At 62.7% G+C, this 24,147-nt stretch carries 19 protein-coding genes; 3 read left to right on the forward strand and 16 right to left on the reverse strand.

The window, feature by feature from the left end:
- Positions 1 to 34: 34 nt before the first annotated feature.
- Genes SO180_RS11475 through SO180_RS11500 form a run of 6 tightly spaced genes read right to left on the reverse strand, consistent with a single transcriptional unit; the run spans position 35 to position 5,882 of the window.
- Positions 35 to 1,243 carry an aspartate transaminase gene (locus SO180_RS11475; RefSeq protein ID WP_449378926.1) on the reverse strand — a complete coding sequence of 403 codons (1,209 nt, stop codon included), beginning with the start codon at positions 1,241 to 1,243 and terminating at the stop codon, positions 35 to 37.
- A 29-nt stretch (positions 1,244 to 1,272) separates the two neighbouring features.
- The gene (locus SO180_RS11480) at positions 1,273 to 2,013 is read right to left on the reverse strand and encodes a branched-chain amino acid ABC transporter ATP-binding protein (RefSeq protein WP_449378927.1); all 741 of its coding nucleotides are present in this window, start codon (positions 2,011 to 2,013) and stop codon (positions 1,273 to 1,275) included.
- Positions 2,006 to 2,776: an ABC transporter ATP-binding protein gene (locus SO180_RS11485; RefSeq protein WP_449378928.1), complete on the reverse strand. Its 771-nt coding sequence runs from the start codon at positions 2,774 to 2,776 to the stop codon at positions 2,006 to 2,008. Before SO180_RS11485 ends, SO180_RS11480 begins: the two co-directional genes overlap by 8 nt.
- Positions 2,773 to 3,759: a branched-chain amino acid ABC transporter permease gene (locus SO180_RS11490; RefSeq protein ID WP_449378929.1), complete on the reverse strand. Its 987-nt coding sequence runs from the start codon at positions 3,757 to 3,759 to the stop codon at positions 2,773 to 2,775. The genes SO180_RS11485 and SO180_RS11490 overlap by 4 nt, the downstream gene beginning before the upstream one ends.
- Positions 3,760 to 3,801: 42 nt before the next feature.
- Positions 3,802 to 4,674, reverse strand: coding sequence for a branched-chain amino acid ABC transporter permease (locus tag SO180_RS11495; RefSeq protein WP_449378930.1), 873 nt, complete (start codon positions 4,672 to 4,674; stop codon positions 3,802 to 3,804).
- Between the two features lie 23 nt (positions 4,675 to 4,697).
- Positions 4,698 to 5,882 carry an ABC transporter substrate-binding protein gene (locus SO180_RS11500; RefSeq protein WP_449378931.1) on the reverse strand — a complete coding sequence of 395 codons (1,185 nt, stop codon included), beginning with the start codon at positions 5,880 to 5,882 and terminating at the stop codon, positions 4,698 to 4,700.
- A 551-nt stretch (positions 5,883 to 6,433) separates the two neighbouring features.
- On the opposite strand from SO180_RS11500, the gene SO180_RS11505 reads away from it, so the two are divergent.
- The gene (locus tag SO180_RS11505; RefSeq protein ID WP_449378932.1) at positions 6,434 to 7,873 is read left to right on the forward strand and encodes an FAD-binding oxidoreductase; all 1,440 of its coding nucleotides are present in this window, start codon (positions 6,434 to 6,436) and stop codon (positions 7,871 to 7,873) included.
- Positions 7,874 to 7,968: 95 nt separating this feature from the next.
- Here SO180_RS11505 and SO180_RS11510 read toward each other — a convergent pair whose 3' ends face one another.
- From SO180_RS11510 to SO180_RS11550, 9 genes are all read right to left on the reverse strand, one after another.
- Positions 7,969 to 9,291 carry an NAD(P)/FAD-dependent oxidoreductase gene (locus tag SO180_RS11510; RefSeq protein WP_449378933.1) on the reverse strand — a complete coding sequence of 441 codons (1,323 nt, stop codon included), beginning with the start codon at positions 9,289 to 9,291 and terminating at the stop codon, positions 7,969 to 7,971.
- A gap of 189 nt (positions 9,292 to 9,480) precedes the next feature.
- Complete coding sequence (locus SO180_RS11515) at positions 9,481 to 10,944, reverse strand: aldehyde dehydrogenase family protein (protein WP_449378934.1); 1,464 nt, start codon at positions 10,942 to 10,944, stop codon at positions 9,481 to 9,483.
- A 77-nt stretch (positions 10,945 to 11,021) separates the two neighbouring features.
- Positions 11,022 to 12,200 (reverse strand): alanine racemase, encoded by a 1,179-nt coding sequence (locus SO180_RS11520; protein ID WP_449378935.1) that lies wholly within the window; start codon positions 12,198 to 12,200, stop codon positions 11,022 to 11,024.
- A gap of 26 nt (positions 12,201 to 12,226) precedes the next feature.
- The gene (locus SO180_RS11525) at positions 12,227 to 13,099 is read right to left on the reverse strand and encodes a GNAT family N-acetyltransferase (protein WP_449378936.1); all 873 of its coding nucleotides are present in this window, start codon (positions 13,097 to 13,099) and stop codon (positions 12,227 to 12,229) included.
- Positions 13,100 to 13,269: 170 nt separating this feature from the next.
- Entirely contained in the window at positions 13,270 to 14,580 is a 1,311-nt protein-coding gene (locus SO180_RS11530) for an NAD(P)/FAD-dependent oxidoreductase (protein ID WP_449378937.1), read from the reverse strand.
- Positions 14,581 to 14,624: 44 nt separating this feature from the next.
- Positions 14,625 to 15,503: an ABC transporter permease gene (locus SO180_RS11535; RefSeq protein ID WP_449378938.1), complete on the reverse strand. Its 879-nt coding sequence runs from the start codon at positions 15,501 to 15,503 to the stop codon at positions 14,625 to 14,627.
- A gap of 38 nt (positions 15,504 to 15,541) precedes the next feature.
- The gene (locus SO180_RS11540) at positions 15,542 to 16,492 is read right to left on the reverse strand and encodes an ABC transporter permease (RefSeq protein WP_220001813.1); all 951 of its coding nucleotides are present in this window, start codon (positions 16,490 to 16,492) and stop codon (positions 15,542 to 15,544) included.
- A 73-nt stretch (positions 16,493 to 16,565) separates the two neighbouring features.
- Positions 16,566 to 18,236: a peptide ABC transporter substrate-binding protein gene (locus SO180_RS11545; RefSeq protein WP_449378939.1), complete on the reverse strand. Its 1,671-nt coding sequence runs from the start codon at positions 18,234 to 18,236 to the stop codon at positions 16,566 to 16,568.
- Positions 18,233 to 19,924: an ABC transporter ATP-binding protein gene (locus SO180_RS11550; protein WP_449378940.1), complete on the reverse strand. Its 1,692-nt coding sequence runs from the start codon at positions 19,922 to 19,924 to the stop codon at positions 18,233 to 18,235. The genes SO180_RS11545 and SO180_RS11550 overlap by 4 nt, the downstream gene beginning before the upstream one ends.
- A 646-nt stretch (positions 19,925 to 20,570) precedes the next feature.
- On the opposite strand from SO180_RS11550, the gene SO180_RS11555 reads away from it, so the two are divergent.
- Together SO180_RS11555 and SO180_RS11560 are read left to right on the forward strand one after the other, a co-directional pair.
- A complete protein-coding gene (locus SO180_RS11555; protein ID WP_449378941.1) occupies positions 20,571 to 21,896 on the forward strand; it encodes an NAD(P)/FAD-dependent oxidoreductase in 1,326 nt (441 codons plus the stop codon).
- A gap of 114 nt (positions 21,897 to 22,010) precedes the next feature.
- Positions 22,011 to 22,487 carry an Lrp/AsnC family transcriptional regulator gene (locus SO180_RS11560; protein ID WP_449378942.1) on the forward strand — a complete coding sequence of 159 codons (477 nt, stop codon included), beginning with the start codon at positions 22,011 to 22,013 and terminating at the stop codon, positions 22,485 to 22,487.
- A gap of 16 nt (positions 22,488 to 22,503) precedes the next feature.
- On the opposite strand, the gene SO180_RS11565 is transcribed toward SO180_RS11560, so the two are convergent.
- Positions 22,504 to 23,880, reverse strand: a complete 1,377-nt coding sequence (locus SO180_RS11565) for an aspartate aminotransferase family protein (RefSeq protein WP_449378943.1) — start codon at positions 23,878 to 23,880, stop codon at positions 22,504 to 22,506.
- Between the last annotated feature and the right edge of the window lie 267 nt (positions 23,881 to 24,147).

Below are 24,147 nucleotides of genomic sequence, written 5' to 3' on the forward strand. Positions count from 1 at the left end.
ATTTCAATGAGATTCTTTGCAAGACCCCAGGCGTTCAGCGTAGCGCCTTACAGGCCTTCCCGATGCGGTCGCAGGCTTCCTTGATCGCCTCCATCGAGGTCGCGATCGACAGGCGGAAATAGGGTGACAATCCGTAGGCTGCACCCTGCACGGCAGCGACACCGACGTCATCGAGCAGGTACAGCACGAAATCGAGATCGTTCTCGATGACCTTTCCGCCCGGCGTCGTCTTGCCGATCACGCCGGCGCAGCCCGGGTAAAGATAGAAAGCCCCATCCGGGACGAGGCACGACAGGCCTGATATCGCGTTCAGCCGCGCACAGGCGTAGTCGCGCCGCTCCTTGTAGAGCTTGACGCTCTCGCGAACGAAGGATTGATCGCTGGTGAGCGCATGAGCTGCGGCGGCCTGACTGATCGACGACGGACATGACGACATCTGCGATTGCAGCTTGTTGATTGCGGCAACCAGCGGCGCAGGACCCGCCGCATAGCCGATCCGCCAGCCGGTCATCGCGTACGTCTTGGAAACGCCGTTGGTGAGGAGAATGCGCTCCTTCAATGCCGGCACGGCGGCCGCCAGCGTGGTTGCGGGTACGTCGCGATACCAGATCTGGTCGTAGATATCGTCGGATAGCACGAGCACGTTGGGATGCCGCAGCAGAACAGCGCCCAGCGCCTCCAGGTCCGATCGCAAATAGGCCGCGCCCGTCGGGTTCGACGGCGCATTGAGGATTAGCCACCGCGTCCGCGGCGTAATGGCGGCCTCGAGCGCATCGGCCGTCAGCTTGAACCCCTGGTTCTCGGAGCAGCGCACGATGACGGGCTTGCCGTCGTTGGCGATGACCATGTCGGGATAGGACACCCAGTACGGCGCCGGGATGATGACCTCCGTCCCCTCTTCCACGCTTGCCATCAGCGCCAGGAACAGAATCTGCTTGGCGCCGCCGCCGACGCAAATCTCATTGTCGGCATAGTCGAGCCCAAGGCGCCGCTTGTAATCGCCGATGATCGCCTTGCGCAGGGCGACGGTGCCGTTCACCGCGGTATATTTCGTCTCTCCGCGATCAATCGCATCGTGCGCTGCGGCCTTGACGTTATCAGGGGTGTCGAAGTCAGGCTCCCCGATCGCCATGTCGATGATGTCACGACCTGCTGCCTTCAGTTCACGAACGCGCGCGGACGCCGCGGTGGTCGGTGAGATCTTGATGCGGGAGACCCGCGCGGCGGGCACGAAAATCGTCACTTTGGTGGTCCTTCGCGTTGCAGATGACGTCAGTGTTCGACGTCGGTTTCGTCGCGCATGCGGCCGGTCAGGAACAATTCGCCCAACTCGTCGTGCGTGATATCCGCGGGCCGGCCGTCCCAGATTACCTTGCCGAGGCGGAGGATGACGGCGCGTTGGGCGACCGCCATGGCCTTTTTGGTGTTCTGCTCGACGAGCAGAATGGTCTGGCCGGCAGCATTGATGCGCAGCAGCTCATCGAAGACGTTCCCGATGGCCGTGGGCGACAACCCGACCGACGGCTCGTCGACCAGCAGGATCTTGGGTCGCTGCAGCACCGCCATCGCGACCTCGAGCAATTGCTGCTCGCCACCGGACATGTTTCCCGCCAGCGTATTGCGGCGCGTCTTCAGGATCGGAAACAGGTCGTAGACATAATCCCGCTCCGCCTTCACTTTGGCATCGCGCAAAGTGTAGGCGGCCATCTGGAGATTCTCGTCGACCGTCATGAGCGAGAAATTGCAGCGTCCCTGCGGGACCCAGGAGATGCCTTCGGCGAGAATCGCGCGGGACTTGTAGGCGCTGATGTCCTTGCCCTGCCAGTTGATGCTGCCGCCCTTGATCGTCGTCATGCCATAGAGCGTCTTGAGCAGCGTCGACTTGCCGGCGCCGTTCGGTCCCATCAGGGCGACGAACTGGCCTTGGGGCACGTCGAGATCCACGCCGTTGAGGATGTCGAGCAAGCCGTAACCCGCGCGCAGTCCCTTGATCGAAAGAGAGGGTTCAGCCACCGAGATAGGCCTCCCGCACCGCCTGGTTCCGGACAATCTCGTCGGGCGTGCCTTCCGCGAGCTTGCACCCTTGGTCGAGCACGACCACGCGCCTACACAGGCTCGTCACCACGTCGATGTTGTGCTCGATGATCAGGAAGCTGACGCCGAAAGACGTGTTGGCAAGGCGGATGCTGTCGACGACGCGTTCGATGAGCTTGGGGTTGATGCCGGCCATCGGCTCGTCGAGCAGGATGAGCTTTGGCTCGGGCATGAGCATCGAGGCGAACTGGATCAGCTTCTGCTGGCCGCCGGACAGCTTGCCCGCGGGCTGGAAACGCACGTCCCACAGACCCGCGATCTGAATCAGCTCCCGCGCCCGCTCCCGCAGTGCCGCCACGCGATTGCGGGCTGCCGCGCCGATCCCGAACGTCGACAGGATGCCGGGAAAGGTGAACATCTGGCCCGCGATGACGAGGTTTTCCTCGATGTCGAGCGCGCCGAACACGACCGTCTTCTGGAAAGACCGCAGCATGCGGCCCTCGCGCGCGATGTCGTTCAAGGACCAGCCCGTGATGTCCTGGCCATCGAGCTTCACCGCTCCCCCGTTGGGTTTCGCAAGCCCGGTCACGCAATCGAAGAAGGTCGACTTGCCCGAGCCGTTCGGACCGATCAGCCCGCAGATCTCGCCGCGATCGACATGGAGATCGAGGGCGTCCACCGCGCGGATGGCACCGTAGGATTTGCAGAGGCCGGAGATATCGAGGATGGGAAGGCCGGTCATTTGCGCCTCTCCAGGAATGACCAGAAGCGGCCGATCAGCGGTGCGAAGCCACTCGGGAACCAGAACACGAGACCGAACAGGAAGAAGCCGTAAGCGATCATGCGCAGTTCGGGCGCAACGCGAAGGGCTTCGGTGAGGCCGACGAACAACAGGCTGCCGAAGATGACGCCTGAGATGGTGCCGGCACCTCCTCCGAGGACGATGATCAGCATCGTGGTCGAATAGTACATCTGGAAGGTGAGCGGGCTGACCACGGTGAGGTAATGCGCATAGAGGCTGCCACCGAAGCCGGCAAACGCGGCACTGATCATGAAAACCAGCAGCTTGTAATGCCAAGTCGGGATGCCGACGGACTCGGCCAGCGTCTCGTTCTCGCGAATGGCGATCATGTTCCGGCCCGCCGGCGACCGCACGATGAGGTAGACAGCCAATGTCGCAATCGCAGCGATGGCGAGGACCAGATAATAGAAACCCACCGTTCCAGAGACCGTGAACGAGGCCGGCCCCAGCGCGAAATAAGGTTTCGGAATGGCCGCGAGCCCCATGTCGCCGCGTGTCAGGCTGATCCAGTTCTTGGCAATGGCCTGACCGATGATGACGAAACCCAGCGTACACATCACGAAGGATGTGGCGCGCAGCCTAAGTGCGGGAATGCCGAGCGGCAGCGCGATGGCGCCGGCGGCGATCCCGGCCGCCAGGAAGTTCACATAGAACGGCGTGCCGAAATGCACCGCCAGCAGCGCGGACGCATAGGCGCCGATGCCGAAGAATGCTGCCTGGGCGAGCGAGAGCAGCCCGGTATAGCCGAGCAGCAGGTTGAGGCCGTGCGCGGGCAGCAGGAAGATCAGCGCGATGATCAGCGCGTGCAGCGGATAGTTTCCGAGAAAGAGCGGTGCGATACAGGCGAGCGCGATCAGCGCGACACCGAACGGAAGTCGAAGATCCCGCGCCGTCGTCGGCAATGGGAGCTCGGCTGGTGTCATGTTCGGACCTCGCGCGATCTCGGACAACTCTGGATACCTCGCTTAGAAGCGCGCCTGGGCGGAGAACAGCCCGTGCGGACGCCACATCAAGACGAGCATCAGGGTGGCGAACCCAACGGTGTCCCGGAACTGCAGGCCGACATAGGTCGCGACCAGACTTTCTGCGATACCCAGGATCATCGCAGCGATGAACGTGCCGCGAACGTTACCGAGCCCGCCCATGATGATAATGGGCAGCGTCTTGAACGTGATGAGCTCGCCCATGCCGCCGTAGACACTGACGTTCACCGGCGCGGTCAGAACGCCCGAAAGAGCAGCAAGGGAGGCGCCGAGAATGAAGGTCCACAGCGCAATATGGCGAACATCGATGCCGACGACGGCGCAGCACTCGATGTTCTGCGACACCGCGCGCATCGCCTTCCCCATGCGGCTATAGGTGACGATCAATTCGAGGCCGACGAACACAACCAGGCCGACGAGCAGGATCAGGATCCGCTGCTCGGCCAGTGTGAATCCAAAGATGCTCACCGGCTCGATATAGCCGCCCGAGAAGAACTTGTAGCTGCCGCCGAAGACGAGAATGGTCGTATTTTGCAGGATCAAGGCGACACCGAGCGTCGCAAGAACCCCGGCTTCGGCCGGCGCTCCGACGATCCGCTGCATCACGAAATTGCCAACGACGACAGCGATCAGCGCCGTCGCGACCACGCCGATCACGACGGCGACCGGATATGGCAGATCGAAATAGTCGATGGCGAACCAGGCCCCGAAGGTGCCGAGCATGTAGTATTCGCCATGCGCGAAGTTGATCGCCCGCAGCACACCGAAGATCATCGTCATTCCGACGGCAACGATCGCATAGACCGATCCGGAAACGATTCCGTTGATGACCTGCTCGACGACCGTGTAGAACATGCGCCTGACCGTTCCGTTTGGGCCTATTTGGGATAGTCGATCTCGCCTGCAAAGGTGCCCTTGATCACGGGCTTGCCCTTCTCGACTTCCAGCAAGATCATGGGCAGGCGCGCCTGGTTATGATCATCGAAGGTCACCTCGCCGACCGCGCTGTCATAGTGAATTGCCGAGAGTGCAGCCCGGACCTTCTCACGGTCAATGCTTTGAGCTTGCTCGATCGCCTTGGCCAGCAGATGCACCGTCTCCCAATGCACATAGGCGTGATTGTTGGGGGCCTCGCCGTACTCCGCGATGAACTTCTCGACGAACGCCTTGCTCTTTGGGGAATCGAACGCCGGAAGCCAGGCCGCAGCCTCGATGGCTCCTTCGAGCGCCTTCGGCGCCGCCTTGATGGTGCTTGCCGTATTGAACTCGGCATTCCCGACGAGCGGAATCTTGCCGGCGATCCCGACTTCGATCATCTGGCGCCCTACGATGGGAGTCGAATCCGCGTTGCCATACATGATGATGGCCTGCGCGCCGGAATCGCGGATCTTGGAAAGCACGCTGCGGAAGTCGACTTCACCTTCCTTATAGTAGTCCTCAGTCAGGATCTGGCTGTTGAAGCGAGGCAGGTACTTCTTGGTGAAGGCGATGGCCGCGCGCCCATAGTCGGTGTCAACCGAGAGAACGGCGTATTTGGTGAAGCCCTTCTTCTCGGCGGCATACTGGAGCACGATCAGCGCCCGGTTCTCGTCCGTCGGATAGTTGCGATAGGTCCATTTGAAGCCGCCGACGCCCGCCTTGTAGGTGATCATCGGGTTGGACGACGCCGCATTGAGGAGAAGGACGCCAGCGTCTTCGGCCACCGGCTGCATGGCCAGCGTAACCGAGCTGGAAACGTCGCCAATGATGAAATCGACCTGGTCCTGATCGATCAGACGCCGGGTCGCCGAAACACCTTCGACCGGTGTCCCCTGGCTGTCCGCGGGCATGACCTTGATCTTGCGCCCGCCCACGCCGCCCGCGCCGTTGATCTCTTTCGCCGCCATCTCGGCGCCGCGCAGCGAAAACGCGCCGTACCGCGCATTCGGACCGCTCATCGGCGCGACGAGCCCGAGCTTGACCGTGCCGTCCTCGGTTCGAGCAAATGCACGGGAGGACATGTCCTGAAGTCCGATCAGGGCGGTTCCGATGCAAAATCCCCGCCGGCTTACATCAATCGTCATTTCCCCGCTCCGTTGCTGCCAACTTTTGTGCACCCACTAAGTCCGCCGGCTTTTTGGTCTGACGCTTAGAATTTTTTGCTGCGTCCGGCAGTAAAAAATAGATTTACGCCCGGTCGCGGGGGAAGCACGACTGCGGTCTGCCGCCATAGCGAATTTTTATGGCGGGATGCGACCGCGGCGAGAGGATCATCCCGAACAGCTCGGCCGCCCGGTCTAATCGGCATGAGCAGCGGCCAGGCGGGGACGCGACCTCGGAGATGATGCGAAGCATGTTGTCCTCGCGAGAATACAGGCGAGCACCGAGCATCACTTCGGCATGGCTGCCGAAGCCACTTGCGGGCATCGACCAATTGACGCGAGCCCGAACGGCGAGGTTGCTTGCAAGTCCTTGCGATGTTCGGGACTTGCCTCGCGATGAAGTGGGTCGGCGCGCGGTGTAAACTGCCGACAATCGCCATAATTTGGCATTGGTTTCTTCGGAAGAACCACTCAACGGCAACCAATGCGGCACAAATGCGCAAAAATGACCCGATGCCAATCGGGAGCTGCGCATGTCCCAGTCAGTACACGTTCGAGCCTTTCGCGACCTTCTGGGCAGTGGAGGCTTCGTTGAAGACCCGGAGCGAATCGCCACTTACACATCGGACCAACGCCGGCTCTTCACGGGGACAACGTTTGCCGTGCTGAAGCCGGCGACGACGCAGCAGGTCGCCGACATAGTGCGCCTGGCGGCGCATCACGGTATCGGAATCGTTCCGCAGGGCGGCAACACCAGCTACTGCGGCGGTGCGACGCCCGACGCGTCGGGACGCCAAATCATCGTGAGCCTTGAGCGGATGGACAGGATTCGCGAAGTCGATCCCGTCTCCATGAGCATCTCTGTCGACGCCGGCGTCATCCTGAAGAACGTACAGGACGCCGCGACGGCGGCAGGACTTCTGTTCCCGCTCAGCCTCGGCGCGGAAGGCAGTTGCCGAATCGGCGGCAACATCGGCACCAACGCCGGCGGCCTGTCGGTGGTCAGGTACGGGATGACGCGCGATCTGCTGCTCGGGATCGAGGCGGTGCTGGCGGACGGCACGGTGGTGTCCGACATGCGCAAGCTGCGGAAAAACAATACCGGCTACGACGTCAAGCAGTGCTTCGTCGGAAGCGAGGGGACTCTCGGCATCGTCACCGGCGCAGTGTTGCGTCTTGCGCCCTTGCCGACCCGCCGCGCAACCGCATGGCTGAAGCTCGCGAGCGTCGCGCCGCTCGCCGAGGTTCTCGCCCTCGTCCGTCGCGAATCCGCGGACCTGCTGACCACTTTCGAATTCATGGCGGCCCGATCGATCGCACTCGCGACCGAAGCAATGACCGACCCGCCATCCCTGGGAGCGGGCCCAGGAGGCGCCGTCCTCGTCGAGCTCGCCTCTTCCTCACGTCATCTCGATCTCGACGAATTGATGGAAGCCGTACTGGCCGAGGCGATCGAGTCCGGATGGATCGAAGATGCATTGCTGGCGCAGAGCGAATCGCAGCGGACCGCGATGTGGCGGCTCCGCGAGACCATCCCCGAGGGCGAGAAGCGCCGGAACGGATCGGTCAAGCACGATATCTCGGTACCGCTTTCCTCCATTCAGCGCTTCCTGGATCTGGCCGGCTCGCAGGTGCGATCGTATGACGCCGACCTTGAGCTCTCCGTTTACGGGCATGTGGGCGACGGTAATCTGCACTACAACGTCCTCGTTCCTCGCGATGTCGACCGGCTGGAGTTCACCAAGCGGATCGAAGGCAGCCTATCATTGCAACTCTACGACACGGCTGCGGCGCTCGGCGGCACGTTCAGTGCAGAGCACGGCGTCGGTCGTTTCAAGAAGAACCTTCTGGAGCGGTATGGCGATGTCGGCCGCATCGCTGCGATGCGCCGGATCAAGACCGCCTTTGATCCGGCAGATATCATGAACGCCGGTGCGATCGTTCGTCCGCTGGACGTGACGTCTGCCTCTTGAACCGTCGGCCGGCAAAAAGAAAGAGCCACTCCCAAGGAGTGGCTCAAGTTGGGGAGGAAACGCTCCATCGGCACTGCTGACTTCCGGCTCGATCTTCAGATGGCGGAGATGTCCAGCTTCGAGCCATCGACCAGGCGCGACAGCCGAAACGGTGTGGGATCGACGCAAGGCGTGTCGTTGACGACAAGCTCTGCGGCCAGATGGCCGAGCCCCGGCCCCAGACCGAAGCCGTGACCCGAGCAGCCCGCCGCAAGGACGAGGCCTTCCACCCCATCCACCTTTGACACCACAGGCACTGCGTCCGGCGTGCAATCGACGAAGCCGCCCCAGGCGCTATCGATCTTTATTTCGCCGAATTGGGGGAAGGTTTTCCGGACACTCTCCACCACTTGGCTCACCAGCCATTTCAAGGGCGGAGGATCCAGCACGCGATTCTGTTCGAATATCCGGTCGTCGTTGGTCAGAAGCGCCGGCATCGAATCCGGCCCCGAAACGAAGGATCGGCCGACGCCGAGCCTGACATTCTTCAAGCGGCGCAAGAACTGCGGCATGAATTCGCGGCTGTACCTGATCGCCTGGGGCGTGATTTCGAGGTTCGCCTTGCCGCTGATCGCAAGCGTATAGCTGCCGTCCAGTCGGCGCGTGATCGTGCAGTAGGGTGTGGAGACCGCCTCACCTATGTTGATCGTCGGGGTGGAACGCAGCGCAGTCTGCCGGATGCTCGCCTGGGGGAAACTGATCCCGAGCGGCCGAAGGAAGCGGGAGGACCAGGCGCCGGCGGCGCACAGCACCGCGCTGGTCCTGATGTAGCCCCTCTCCGTGTGCACGCCCGCAATCTTGCCATTGGCCAGGTCGAGCGCCCGCGCGGCGCATCCCTGATGGATCGTGGCGCCCAGGGTTCTGGCCGCTTCGGCGATAGCCGGCGCAGCGAGCGCAGGTTCGGCCTTGCCGTCACGCTCCGAATAGGTCCCGCCAACCCATTTATCGCGCGCTTCCGGGACTCGCTCGGCCACCTCCGCCCGGCTCAGCACGCGTGTGTCGACGTCGTACTCCCTGGCGACCTCGCGCCACTTTTCCCAGCCGGCGAGCACAGCCTCGTCGTGGGTCGCATAGACGAGACCGCAGCGTCGAAATCCGAGGTCCCGATTGATATCGCGCGTGAGCTCGTCCCACAGTCGCATGGAGAGCACCGAGAGCGGCAGTTCGCGCCGGTCGCGGTTCTGCTGGCGGCACCAACCCCAGTTCCGGCTCGATTGTTCACAGGCGACGTGGCCTTTCTCGAGCAGCGCCACAGAGAGGCCGCGCTTCGCCAGGTAATAGGCGGCCGTAGAGCCGAGAATGCCGCCGCCGACGACGACGGCGTCCGCCTCGGCCGGAAGACGCTCATCGCTGTGAATGCGCTCGACGCGGGGCGACATGTTCCAACGAACCTCGGCAACCAAGAGTGCGGAAGCAAAATTCCGATCAGCTCTTCATCGCATCGTGCGCACGATACAAAGTGCTGAAATCATCCAGAACTTCGCAAGTTGTTCGGTTTTCGAGCGCTTGAGCGACACGACCTGCTCAAGCCCCGACCGAGCAGGGTGCTTTTCGGAGCCGATATTGAGCTACCGGTAGAACCCGAGAACTGCCTTGGTCTCGAGATATTCCTCCATGCCCTCGATGCCATATTCCCGGCCATTGCCGGAACGCTTGTAGCCGCCAAAGGGTGCGTTGGGGTCCCAGTCAGGATGGTTGAGATGCACTTGGCCCGACTGGATCTGCCTGGCGACGGTCCGCACCATCTCCATATCGGTGCCCTGCACATGGGCGCCGAGGCCGTAGACGGTGTCGTTGGCGATCGCGATCGCGTCGTCTACGGTGTCGTAGGGGATGATCGACAGCACCGGGCCGAAGATCTCCTCCTGCGCGATCCTCATGTCGCGACGGACGTTCGAGAAGATGGTCGGGCGCGCATAGAAGCCAAACTGAAGGTCGCCGGGCCGACCCGGCCCGCCGATGACGAGCTTGGCGCCTTCCTCCAGGCCGACGCCGATCATGGTCTGCACGCGCTCGAACTGCGGCCGGTTGGCGATCGGGCCATGGGTCGTGCTTTCCGCAAGGGGATCGCCGACCACCAGTTCCGAAGCGGTCGCCGCCGCCAGGCTCTCGACCTCATGCATCTGCGGACGGTACACGAGCATCCGCGTTGGTGCGCTGCAGGATTGACCGAGATTGCGGAAGGCGGCGCCGACGCCGAGCGGAACAGCACGGCTGAGATCGGCGTTCGGCAAGATGATATTCGGCGACTTGCCGCCAAGCTCCTGGGCAACACGCTTCACGGTGGGCGCCGCCGCTTGCGCGACGAGAACGCCGGCCCGTGTCGAACCGGTGATCGAGATCATGTCGACCTCTGGATGCGACGCCAGAGCGGCGCCCACGATCGGTCCTGTCCCATTGACGAGATTGAACACGCCGGGCGGACAACCGGCATCGTCCATCAGCTCGGCAAACAGCAAGGCGCTCAGCGGCGACAATTCGCTCGGCTTCAACACCACGGTGCAGCCCGCTGCGAGCGCGGGTCCGACCTTGGCTGTGATCTGGTAGAGAGGCCAGTTCCATGGCGTGATAAGCCCGCAGACGCCGATGGCCTCGCGCATGATCGCGGTGCTGCCGCGCGCGGCGATGAACGGATAATTCGCGAGATTGTCGCGGGCGACGCGGATATGTTCGGCGGCCAACGGCACCTGAGCGCGACGTGCGTAGGTGATCGCAGCTCCCATCTCGCACGTGAGAGCCTGTGCGAACAACTCCAGCCGCTGGAGGAGCAAACCATGAACCCGGTCGAGCAGCGCCGCTCTCTTGGCAGGCGGTGTCATGGACCAGGCGGCGAAGGCTCGTCTGGCGGCTGCGATTGCGCAGTCCACATCGTCGTCATCGCCGAGCGCGACGTCGGCGATCGGCTGCTCCGTCGCCGGGTTGACGACAGTTGCTGCTGCCGTGACGGATCCGATCGGCTTCCGCCATTCTCCGTCAATGTAGCATTTTCCGAGGAAGCCGGCTTCCGTCAGGTGTCGAAGGGGCGAGGTCATTGGAGGCGATCCTTGATCCGGTAATGGGCGCCGATCAGCGGCAGGAACCAGGGTTGGCCGGGAATGACCGGCCCGCCCTACCAGCCGCGCATCCGGGGCCATCGCGCGTGAATCGCGTCGCTGCCGGCGGAGACGACGTTGTACAACTCGTGTTGCGACGCCGTCGCACAGGCGTGATTGGGGAGAATCCTGACCTTCGCGCCGATCGGAAGATCGGGCAAAGCGTGCGCCGACCCGGGCCTGATGGCGAGGATCCCGTGCTCCTGGCTTGCTTGCGAGACGATCAGGTCGGGATAGATCTTGCCTGCCGCGTCGCAGACCAGACCATATCCCTGGTCGACCCGCTGCGCCGCAGTGCCGCGGTCGCGCGACAGCGCCATCCACCCCGCATCGACCAAAATCCAGCCCTTCTCGGCTTTCGTGCCGATCACGGTGGCGAGCACCGATATGGCGATGTCATCGGTCGTGCAGACACCGACACCGTGCATGACCAGATCAAAGAACATGTAGACACCGGCACGCATTTCTGTGACGCCGGTCAGGTCTTCGGCGAAATGGGCGGTCGGCGTCGAGCCGACGCTGACGGCAGGGCATTCATGCCCGGCCGCGCGCAATGTCGTTGCGGCGGCCACGGCCACGGCGCGCTCGTTCTCCGCAGCCGCGGCAAGGGCCGCCGGCGTGCTGAGGCTGTAGGATTCGCCGGCATGGGTGAGAACGCCGGCAAGCTTGACGCCGGCCTCGGCCAGGGCTGTCGCGACGGTCAGGAGCTTGGGATCGGTCCCGGTCAGCCCGCCGCGATGACCGTCGCAGTCGATCTCGATGAAGGCGGACGGTGTCACACCGGCTGCGCGCCCGGCCGCGCCAAGCTCGGCGGCCTGCTCAGGCGAATCCAGCAGCAGCTTGATGTCGATGCCTGCTTTCCCCAGGCGCATCGCCCTCGCGGCGGTGTGAGGTGCAAGTCCCACGGCATAGGTGATGTCCCGGAAGCCATGCTGCGCGAAGTACCCGGCCTCCGCCAAGGTTGAGACAGTGATTGGCCCCGGCTCCGATGGATGGGCGCGTTGAGCGACGTCAATGGATTTCGCGGTCTTCATATGGGGACGCAGCACGATGCCTTGCGCGGCCATACGAGAAGAGAGGCGCGCGAGATTGCGATCCAGTCGGTCTCTGTCGAGCAGGAGAGCCGGTGTTGCCAGCGCGCCGAGCGTTGCAGCTGCCTGGTCCGAGCCGGCGTCCGGGATGTCAGTTCTGTCCATCTCCACCCGCAGCATCCCGATGTCCCCTAGCCGAATGACTGATTGGCGACCCCAAACAGGCGCGCTGGTCCAGTCCATCGAGCCGGCGTTCCCAGCACCATGGTTGTGGCGTCGCTGACGCGTTGCAGGCCGATGCTTTCGAGCCATGCCCCGAGCTGCGAGGAGGCTGGAATGTCGATCCGGACGAAGACAGGCCCGAGCCGCGCGATCGTAAATTCAATCAGCGCGCGCGCATCGGTCGGGCTTTCAGCCACGACGGGGCCGATGACATGCCCGCGGCCGAACAGGCGAGAGATGGCGAAGCCACGAAGTACGCCGTCACGCAGCAGGACATGGCCGTCACCGCTGTCGAACAGCCGACTCAGCATCTGTCGTCGCTCCAGCCCTGTAGCGGCGCGGTCGAGCCGCGCGATCACCTCGAACTCCGATGCAGCCATCGGCCTGAGGAGACCCGATTGCAGCGTCTCGCGGATTGCACGCGGAATTCCCTGATGCTGGTGAATAATCCCGGTCGGTACAAAGCCGCGGCGGCGATACAGCGTGATGCCCTCGGCCGTCGAATTCAGCGCGATGGTCCGTGGGCGCGCGGACGCCAGCAACGCGTCCATCAGCCGCGCCCCATAGCCGCGGCCCTGAGCAGCCTTCGCGACAATGATCATGCCGGCGGAAGCATGAGTCTCGCCGTACGGCCACCAGGCCGCGGTCCCGATCACCGTCCCGGCGCGCTCCAGAACAAAGCCATGGCCCAGCTGCAGCGCGACGTCCCAATCCTCGATCCGGTAGGGCCAGGACATTTCTTGCGAGAGCTTCAGGGCGCCTTCCAGATGTGATCTGGCGAAGGGAAGCAGGACCACATCCTCATTGTCGAGATGCCCGACTGGATAAGCGGCGGCTGTCATGATCGGTCGACGTCTCTTGCTCGGGGACTACTCGCCACAGTGCGCGTGCGATCTCGTGATCGTCGCATGGTCTGCAGCGTATCTTGAGGACGACAGCATTACGCAATCAGACTCGCGCAAAGTTCGGCATAGTATTTCATTGATGATGCGGCAGAACGACCGATCTGCCGTCAGCGGCTGGCGCGCCACAGCGCGATCCGGTCCCGCATCCGGTAGCCCTGGATGAAGGCAGGCATGAACCAGGGATTGCCGCGATAGAACGGGATGAAGGCCGGAGGGCGGAAATCAAAGGCCGTGCGTGCCCGCTCCTCATGCCCCAGGAGCTTGTGGGCTGCATGCATACCGACCCACGGCGCCCAGACCACGCCCGAGCCGCAAAAGCCGCTGGCATAGACGATGCCGTCCTTCGCGAAGATGCGAGGAATCATGTCGCGGTTCATCGCCACGTTGCCGAACCAGCTGTGCGAGAGGCGAACGCTCTCCAGTTCCGGAAACAGATTGATCAGGCCCTTGCGGAGAAGCAGCTTCGGGGCGATGGGATCGCCGACCCGGGAGCTGTCACGGCCGCCGAGCAGAAGGCGTTTGCCGTCCGGCGAAGGCCGGTAATAGAAGCCGACCTCCCGATTCTCGGTGATCATCATCCGTCTCGGCATCAGCCGCGCCATGACCTCGGGGGCGAGCTCCTCGGTCGCAATAATCCGGCTGCGAACCGGCACCAGCCTGCGGCGCAGGAAGGGCACGGCGCCATCGGTGTAACCATTCGTGCAGACCAGCACCTGACGTGCCTGCACCGGCCCGGCCGAAGTGACGACGCGGAAGCCGGCTCCATCTCTTTCGATTGAAATCACGGGCGTCCGGGCGTGGACTGCCAACCCCGAATCGAGCGCGACGCGCAGGAGTTCGGCGTGGAATTTCGCCGGATGCAGCCCGCCGATGTCCATCCGAACCGTGCCGCCGCGATAGACATCCGTGCCGATGTACTTGCGCTGCTCGGCATAAGGAACTGCGTAAGCCTCGATCCCAAGCCTCTTAGCGAGCCTCGCCGCGGTCCGCGCCATGGATTCGTATTGTTCATAGCCGAAGGCGCCCTTGAACTGTCCCACCGGCTGGAAGTCGCAGGCAAGCCCTTCGGTCTTGATGAAATCGTACAGGAATTCGCGTGCGCTCTTGCCTTCGGCCTCGACTGCCAGCGCCCTCTCCTCCCCGAACCGCCGGGTGAGCGTCGCGAAATCCGGCCGAATTGTCCCGCTGGTGATCCCGCCATTGCGCGTAGAAGCTCCCTCTCCCGGATCCATCGCATCGAACGCCGCAACGGAGCGTCCTTCGCGCGCCAGCACCAGACCGGCCGAAAGCCCGGCATAGCCGGCGCCCACGATCAGCACGTCGAGCTTCCTGGGCAGTGGCTGTTGAGGCAGCGGCTTGAGCGGTGCGGCTTCCCACCAGTAGGGCGTCGCCTTCTCGTCAACTCTCGGCGCGTGCATGGCGATTGCTTCTCATTTGTCCAGTCGTGGCTCGGCTCGAAGTGTCAAATGTGGTCGTTTCGAACGTCGAGAGCATCTCGCAAGCCATCGCCGATGAAGTTGAAGCTCGTCACCGCGATGGTGATTGCGGCTCCGGGAATGATGGCGAGCCATGGAGCGCTCGCCAGATATTGCTGGGCGCCGTTGAGCATGTTGCCCCAGCTCGGCAGCGGCGGCTGGATGCCGTAGCCGAGGAAGCTGATATAGGCTTCCAGAAGAATCGCGCGGGCGACCGCCAGGCTTGCGGCGACGATGATCGGGCCCATGGCATTGGGCAGGATCTCGCGGAACATGATGTGCCGACGGCTCAGCCCCACCATGCGTGCAGCCTGGACAAACTCGCGCTCGCGCAGCGAGCGCACTTCGGCCTCGACAATCCTGGCGGTCTCCATCCAGCTTGTGACGGCAATGATGACGGTGATCATCACGGGGCTCGGCCGCAGCGTCGCGGCCAGCGCCAGGACGAGGAAGATCGAGGGATAGGACAGGAAGCCGTCCACGGTGCGCATCAGCGCCGCCCCGATCCAGCCGCCGCGATAACCCGCCGTGACGCCGACCATCGTGCCGATCAGCGTTGACAGCAACATCGCGGAGAACCCCACCAGCAGAGAGATGCGGCCGGCCACCAAAAGCCGTGCGGCCAAGTCACGTCCGAGAGGATCGGTGCCGAGATAGTGGTGACCGCTGAGAGGCGGAGCAAAGCGCGCCCGCAGATCGATGTGGAGGGAGTCGTAAGGCAAGGCATAGGGCCCGACGATGCATGCCAGCACGAGCAGGGTGATCATCGCGATCCCAACGAGCGCCAGATGATGACGCATGAAGCGGTACACCGCACGGCTGTGCCACCAGTGAGTTGGAGTAGCGTGCGCGGCGATGACGGTCATATCAGCTGCCTCCTGTTATCAGGCATGAGTCCGCGGGCTCAGCCCAGGCGAATGCGCGGGTCGACGGTGGCGATGATGATGTCTGCGATCAGGTTGCCCAACACGACCAGGATCGCCGAGAATATCAACAGCCCCATCACGACGGGATAGTCGCTGTAACCGAGACTATCGAGAAACAGCCGGCCCATTCCGGGCCACGTAAAGACCGTTTCCGTGACCAATGCGCCGGTCAGGATGCTCGGCAGCTGCATCCCTGCCAGCGTGATCATCGGCAGCAACGCATTGCCGACGACGTGCTTCAGCAAGATCCGGCGCTCGCTGACGCCCTTGGCGCGAGCCGTCTTGACGAAATCCTGACTTAGCGCATCGAGTGTCGCGGTGCGCATGTAGCGGCTCCAGATCGCGACATGAACCAGCGACAGCACCAGGCTCGGCAAGATCAGGTGATGCAGATAATCCAGCACCGAGCCGTCGCCGATCGTGTACATGTTACCTGCAGGAACCCAACCGAGCTTCAGCGTGAAGATGTAGATGCCGATGAGGCCGAACCAGAAAGTCGGGACCGACAGCGCGACCATGGCGCCGACCGTCGCGCAATAGTCGAACAGGGAATAGCGGTGGGTGGCGCCGCGGATTCCGATCCAGGCACCGACCGCGATCGCAAATGCGGTGGACGTCCCCATCAGCAGGAGCGTCGCCAGCAAGTGTCGACCGATGACCGCCAGGACCGAAGAGCCGTCGCGGAACGAGTGTCCCCAATCGCCCTGGAGCAGCCGCCAGGCCCAATCCAGATACTGTATCCATAGCGGCCGGTTCAACCCGAGCTGCGCTGCGAGCCGCTCCACATCCTTCTGGGTCATGCCCGGATCGAGCCCGAACTGCGCGAGAGGACCGCCCGGCATGAGGTTGAGAACCGTGAAGCCGATGATCGAGACGATCACCAGCAGCACGATGCTCTGCGAGAGACGATTGAGCAGGAACCCGGACATTCGAGTCACCATGTTGGCGTTGCAGCATCACCCCAGCGCCGGCTTCGGCCACACCGCCTCGGCCGGCAGCACATCAACTCGCCCAATACCAGGCCAGCGCGTTCCAGGACTCCGTGCGCGTATTGCCATTGGGCACGAAACCGTTGATCCCCTTCTTGAGGCCTTCGACCGCATTGCTCTGGTACAGCGGCAGGAAGGGGAGATCGCGACGGACGAGCTCCTGGACGCGAGAGTAGATCGCGCGGCGGGCTTCAGGATCGAAGGTTCGCGCGCCCTTGTCGAGCAGGGCATCGACCTCCGGATTGTTGTACTGCGCATTGTTCGAACCGCGACCGCCTTTCACGGCGATCGAACGCGAGTGCAGGCGATTGGTGACATCAGGGTCGGCGCCGATCAGATACGAGCTGCCGACGATCACGGAATCGAATTGCGATTGCGTCCAGAACTCGCCCCACATCACGGCAGCGGGTAGGTTCGATATCTTCATCTCGACGCCCAGCTGCGCGAAGGTTTGCTGCAGGAACTGCTGCACCTGTTCGCGCAGGGGATCGCCGGACGTGGTCGAATTGGTAAAGGACAGGCGAACGCCGTTCTTGGCACGAATGCCGTCCGCGCCCTTTGCCCAGCCGGCCTGATCGAGAATCTTACCCGCGCGATTCACGTCGAATTGGTGCAGCGGCAGATTGGCATTGAAGAAGAATGACTGCCGCGGCATGAACGTCTCTGTTGGCGTCGGCACGCCATAATAGAGCCCCTGGATGATCGCCTCCTTGTCGATCGCAGCGTAAAGCGCCTCGCGAACGGCAAGCTCCTTGAACTGCGGGCGCTCGAGGTTCAGGTAGAAGGATTCGAACGAGGTCCTTGGGACGAGGGTCACGACGCGGTTCGGCAGCGACTTGGCTTCCCCATAGTGGTCAGGGGTGATGTAGGGCTGACCGACCAGATCAACGTCGCCGCTCTTGAATTGGGTGTAGAGGACGGTGAGATCGGGAATGTATTTGAAGACCAGCCTCTCGATGTGAGGACCTTCCCCGAAATAGTCGGGGTTGGCTACGAGCTCGAGATGATCGCCGGCGACCCGCTGGCCCCATTTGAATGCACCGGTGCCGACCGGCGCCTGATTGAAGGCGGCGTTGTTCGGATTGGCCTCCTTCTCGAGGATGTGCTTGGGAACGATGAAGGTTTCGGTCAGGAAGGACAGATACGGCGCAAAGGCCTCTTCCATTCGCCACGAGATCTCCGTCGGCGAGATCACCGTGACGTCGCGCACGAGGGCATGGCCGGCGGTGCGCCAGCTGCGGAAGTTGGGATTCACAATCAGCTCAAGCGTGAACTTCACGTCCTCGGCGCTGAACGGCGTGCCGTCGTGCCAGCGAACATCGTCACGCAGGCGGATGCGCCATTTGAGACCGTCCTCCGAAATTCCGCCATTCTTCAGGTCCGGCACTTCCGCCGCAAGGTTGGGCTGAATGACGCCCTGCGGATCGATGCGGAAGAGCGCATCGAACACCGAGAAATGTACGCCATCATCGACTTCGATATGCACCATCAGCGGATTGAAAACGGTCGGCTCTTGCCCGAGCCCGACGATCACACGGCCGGTCGGCTTTTCCGCAGAGGCTCGTGCGAAAGCAGGCTTGCCCAGGAGATTGGGCGCGAAGAGGCCCGCCGCTCCGCCAAGTGCCACCATCCGCAGGGCATCGCGCCGCGAGTAGTTCGATGTGGTCGCAGAACGGCTCGTCATAACGTCTCTCCTTGCCTGTGGTGTCCGACGCCGCTTTCATCTTGGGACATGCCCCCGGCCTGCTCGCCGGGGATCGCTGCCACCAGTTCACGCGTGTAGCTGGATTTCGGGTCGAGGAAGATCTGAGACGGCGGTCCACGTTCCACGATTTGTCCTCGATGCATGACCGCGATTTCATCGCAGATCTGGCTGGCAACGCGCAGATCATGGGTGATGAAGATCATTGAGACGCCCGTCTCGCGCTGAATCTGGTCCAGCAGCTTCAGGATCTGGGCCTGGATCGATACGTCGAGCGCAGAGACCGCTTCGTCGGCAATCAGCAGCTTTGGCTTGAACATCAGCGCCCGGGCGATGCCGATGCGTTGGCGCTGCCCGCCGGAGAACTCGTGCGGATAGCGGTCGAAGGCTCCTGAATCCAGGCCGACATGGGACAGAAGCTCCCGCGCCCGATCGCAAGCTTCGCTGTAACGCATCCCATGCGCGACCGGACCGACTGTCAGGATTTGCCCGACCGTCGATCGCGGGTTGAGCGAGGCAAAAGGATCCTGGAAGATCATCTGGATCTTTGGCCGCAGCGGCCGAAACTCGGCTTCGGAAAGCTGAGCAAGGTCGCGGCCCTCGAACAGAATCGAGCCGCCGTCGCTGTCCATAAGCTTGATCAGCAATCGGCCGAGCGACGATTTCCCCGAGCCGCTTTCGCCGACGACGCCCAACGTGCGTCCCGACGTGAGATCGAAGGTGACGCCATTGACCGCGGGCACGATGCGCTGTGTACGGAAAAGTGCACTGCCGCTGCGATAGGTCTTTACGAGGCATTCAACCTTCAGGATGGGGGCCCTGTCAGCTGCGTCCAAGGGAACACGGTCCTTGCCGGTCAAGTGCGGCACGGCCGCGATCAGGCGTCGCGTGTAGAGGTGGCTGGGCGAGTTCAGGACCTGCTCGGCACTGCCCTGCTCCACGCAATGGCCTTTCTCCATCACCACAACATAGTCGGCAATCTCGGCCACGACGCCGAAGTCGTGCGTGATGAACATGACGCTCATCCCCTTGCGGCGCTGAATGTCGCGGATCAATTGAAGGATCTGCGCCTGGGTCGTCACGTCCAATGCCGTGGTCGGCTCGTCCGCGATCAGGATCGCAGGCTCAAGAGCCAGAGCCATGGCGATCATCACGCGCTGCCGCTGTCCGCCCGAAAGGCGGAATGGATATTGGTGATACATGAGCTGCGGATCGGGCAGACCCACTTCAATCAACAGCTCAATGGCCCGGCTGCGACGGGAGGCCGGCGTGCCGACATCGTGCGCGGCCATCACCTCCTCGATCTGCGCGCCCACGGTCATCAGCGGGTTGAGCGCCGAGAGAGGGTCTTGAAAGATCATCGAAACGACCCGTCCGCGCAGGCTGCGGAGCTTGTCGGGCGGGAGGCCGACAATGTTCATCCCATCCAGGTGGATCGCACCCGAGGAGACCCGGATCACCTTTGGCAGAAGCCCCATGATCGCGTTGGCGGTGACCGACTTGCCCGAGCCTGATTCCCCGATGATACAGAGAATCTGTCCGCGGTTCAGATCGAACGAGATGTTCTCGACGGCGTGGGCCCGCTCCATTCCTTCAGGCAGACTCACGATCAGCTCGCGCACCGACAGCGCGACATCAGCGGGGATTGTCACCTGGATGCCAGAGGCCATAAGAGCATCCTCCCGTTTCAAGCCAATGCCGCCATCTTGCTGCAGCCGGCGCCTTCGGCTCCTTGCGCCTCCACGCTCCCTGGACAGGTCGATAATTCGCCGCTCAACTTGCCATTCCTTCGTTGGAGGCTGCGACATGATTCAGGCCTCTTCGCGCAAGAAGCAAGAGCTGTTGCTCAGAGCGCAGCGCCGACCCGATCGGCCATATCGATCAAAGCGAAGCTCAGCTGACATCCACGTCATCGCTTCTGCGAAGGCCTGCTCCTGGGCACGGCTCATGCAAATTGCCTCCGTGGACTTTGGCCGATCGATCGCTTGGTTCTGCCGATCTTGGCGATTTGAGTCAGCCCGGAGTCGCCGAAAACGGCATCGAAGCAGCAGGAACTTCTGAAAACGAAGTCCGATTTGGCATTTCAGTCTGCGGCGCCGGCCCTGCCATGGCGCACGCCGGGAAGCGCCCGATGGATTGCAGGAGCACGTGCATCGGTCTCACCGCCTGCAAGCTGCAACGCAAGCAAAGGATTTTTGCAATAATAGCCTGTGTCAAAGCCAGTAAACCGCAGGATATTCGGTCTCATGATGAAAGTCCGCGGGGCCTGCCGCAATTCCTCGGTTACGCTACGCAACCACCGAGGATCCCAGTCCGATGAGCGCGCCGCTCCTGCATATCGAATCCAGTCCATCCCTGCCTCGTGAGGCGGACGTCGTCGTCATCGGCGGCGGCGTGGTGGGCGTGTTCACCAGCTACTACCTCGCCCGCCGCGGCCTCAAGGTCGCCTTGCTCGAAAAGGGCCGCGTCGCCGCCGAGCAATCCAGCCGCAACTGGGGATGGTGCCGCCAGCAGAACCGCGATGCGCGCGAGTTGCCGATCGCAACCAAGAGCCTCGATCTCTGGGAGAAGGTTGCCCATGAGACCGGTGAAGATATCGGCTTCCGCCGCTGCGGCCTGTTGTATTTGTCGAACGACGAAAGCGAGCTGGCGGGCTGGGCCAAGTGGCGAGACTTCGCCAGGACGGTGGGCGTCACGACGCACATGTTGAGTGCGGAAGAAGCGGACGAGCGAGGCAAGGCGACGGGCCGCAAGTGGAAGGGTGGCGTCTTCTCTCCAACGGACGGAACGGCAGATACCTCAAAGGCGGTGCCCATCGCCGCGCGTGCGATCATGGCCGCAGGTGGGACGGTGCACCAGCAATGTGCGGCGCGCGGCGTGGAGCTGAGTGGCGGCCGGGTCAGCGGCGTGGTGACCGAAGCCGGCACGATCCGGACGAAAACGGTGGTCATGGCAGGAGGCGCGTGGGCGTCCTCGTTCTGCAACCAGTTGGGAATTCGCTTCCCACAGGCGTCTGTCCGCCAGTCCATTCTCGCCGTGGCTCCGGGCGCCACCGGCCTGCCTGATGCCCTCCACACCGGCCTCGCCTCAATCACCCGGCGCGGCAATGGTGGATACACCCTCGCCATCAGCGGGCGCGCGCGCGTCGATCCGACGCCGCAGCAGTTCAGGTTCAGCCGTGAATTCCTACCCATGTTCGCCCGCCGGTGGCGAAGCCTTAGCCCTGGGGCTTTCGAGGGCCTGCGGCAGCGCCATGAATCCCTGGGCAAATGGCGGCTGGATGAGGTCACCCCAATGGAGCTGAACCGGACGCTCGATCCTCGCCCCGACATGAAGCAGATTCGCGCGACGCATCGACGAGCTTGCAAGCTCGTGCCGGAACTTGAGCACGTCGAAATTTCCAATGTCTGGGCCGGCTACATCGACAGCACGCCAGACGGCATCCCCGCGATCGGTGAAGTTGAATCGATTCCGGGGTTCATTCTTGCAGCGGGGTTCAGCGGCCACGGCTTCGGAATTGGCCCAGGCGCGGGGCATATGATCGCGGACGTCATTACGGGCAGCGCGCCAATCGTCGATCCGCGTCCCTACAGGCCGGAGCGGCTGAAAATGAGCGCCTGGGGCAAGGTCAGCGAGTTCTAAGACGCGGTTTGTGCCGCCGGTGGGAAAAGATGCTGGTTGATGCTATGACAAGGCGTATGACCCTGAAGCCTCAAAGCCTCCACACCGTTGTCGGCCCTATCTCATGGCATTGCTATGAAGCTCGATAAGATCGACATCAGGATTTTATGCGAACTGCAGAAGAACGGGCGGATTTCCAACGTCGAGCTCGCGGAGCTGATCAACCTGTCCCCGAGCCCTTGCCTGATGCGCGTCAAAAGGCTCCAGACGGAAGGCTTCATCACCGGCTATTCCGCCCAGATCGATGTTTCCAAGCTCGGACAAACCCTGACTGTCTTCGCCGAAATCACCCTCAAGAATCACCGGCGGATCGATTTCGCGCGCTTCCTCACGACCATCGAAAAGATCGACTCGGTGGTCGAATGCCATCTGGTTTCGGGCGGGTACGACTATCTCGTGAAATTCATCACGGCAGGCATCAGCGAGTACCAGGCGGTCATGGAGCGCCTGGTCGAGATGGATATCGGCATCGACAAATACTTCAGCTTCGTCGTGCTGAAGTCGCCGATCGTGAAATCTCATCTGCCACTCGAAAGCATATTCAACGGCTAGAGGACGGGCTCGGTCCTTATCCCATCATGGCCGCGCGAACGTCCTTGTCTTCGAGCGTCTGGTCGAGCGTCTTCCTGGTCCGCTCGATGATACCGTCGATGTCCGCATCCGTGCAGCACAGCGGCGGCGCATAGCCCAACACGCCTTGCGCGAAGGCGCGGATGACGAGACCGTTGTCCCAAGCGCGGTCAAAAATGCGACGCGCCGCGTCGGCTTCCGCCGGCAGAGGCGTCTTGCGCTCCTTGTCAGTCACGAGCTCGATCGCAGCCAGCATGCCGCGCCCCCTGATATCGCCGACGAGTGGATGATCGGCCAGCGCGCGAAGACCCTCCATGAGCCGATGCCCGGCCTTCCGGCCGTTTTCCAGCAAGCCGTTTTCATAAAGATCAAGGCACGCAAGCCCGACGGCCGCGCTGACCGGATGGGCGGAATAGGTATAACCGTGGCCCACGGCCGCCTTGCCGGCACCATCGGCAATGGTGTTGTAGATGCGGTCCGACATCAGCACGGCCCCCATCGGCACATAACCCGAGGTCAGTCCCTTTGCCGTGGTCATGAGATCTGGCACGACGTCATCCTCTTCGCAGGCGAAGAGCGGACCGACTCGGCCAAAGCCGGTGATGACCTCATCCGCGACGAACAGGATGTCGTGCTCCCGGCAAACACCATGCATGGCCTTCAGCCAAGACGGCGGTGGAACGAGGACGCCCCCTGATCCCTGTATCGGCTCGACATAGAAGGCGGCGACGCGTTCGGCACCGAGCTCGGCGATCTTGGCCCGCAGAGCGGCGACCGACGCCGCTATGATGGCCTGGGGATGGGAGCCGACAGGATTGCGATAGGCGTAGTGCGACGGGATTTTGTGCTGCCAATTGTATGGTACTCCGAAGCCCGCATGAAAGGCCGGCAGCGCGGTCAAGCCGGCCCCAGCCGTCGACGATCCATGATAGCCAGACTCGACGGAAATGAACTGATCCTTCTGTGGCATACGCTTGGCATGATAATAGTACCGAATGAACCGGATCGTGCTGTCGACGGCATCGGAGCCGCCCAGGGTGAAATAGACATGGTTCAGATCGCCAGGCGCCAATTCAGCCAGCCTTGCGGCGAGCCGGATGGCCGGGTCGGAACCCAACCCGAAATAGCCCGTCGCATAAGGCAGTTCGCGCAGCTGCCTCAAAGCCGCTTCAACGATGCTGTCCTGTCCGTAGCCCGCATTGACACACCACAGCCCGGCAAAGCCGTCCAGCAATTGACGGCCCGAGACATCGGTCAGCGTCGCGCCCCTGCCTGACTTCAGCACGCGGACGCCAGTCGCCTCGTGGCTACGATACGATGAGACCGGATGAATCAGATGCGCGCGATCGAGCTCAATCAGCGAGTTGCTCAACATGTCGTCCTCCAGATCAACCGCAACAACTGTGCGGCTACCCCGATGTTTTCGCACTCAACGTAGGACAACCAGGACAGCAGTTGCTCCCAGGCTGGACATCGAGGAAGGGCATTTTGGCTGTCATTGACGATCGGCGCCGCATCTTATGCCGGCATCGGCCTGCGCCCGGCGCTGGCACTCAACTCGAAGGCGCCTCTTCGCACAACTCTCTGCCACAGCTGCGATCCGATACGACACAATCTGCTCCCGGTCACCGCGACAGCGGTG

The sequence above is a fragment of the Bradyrhizobium sp. UFLA05-112 genome (genome assembly GCF_053572325.1).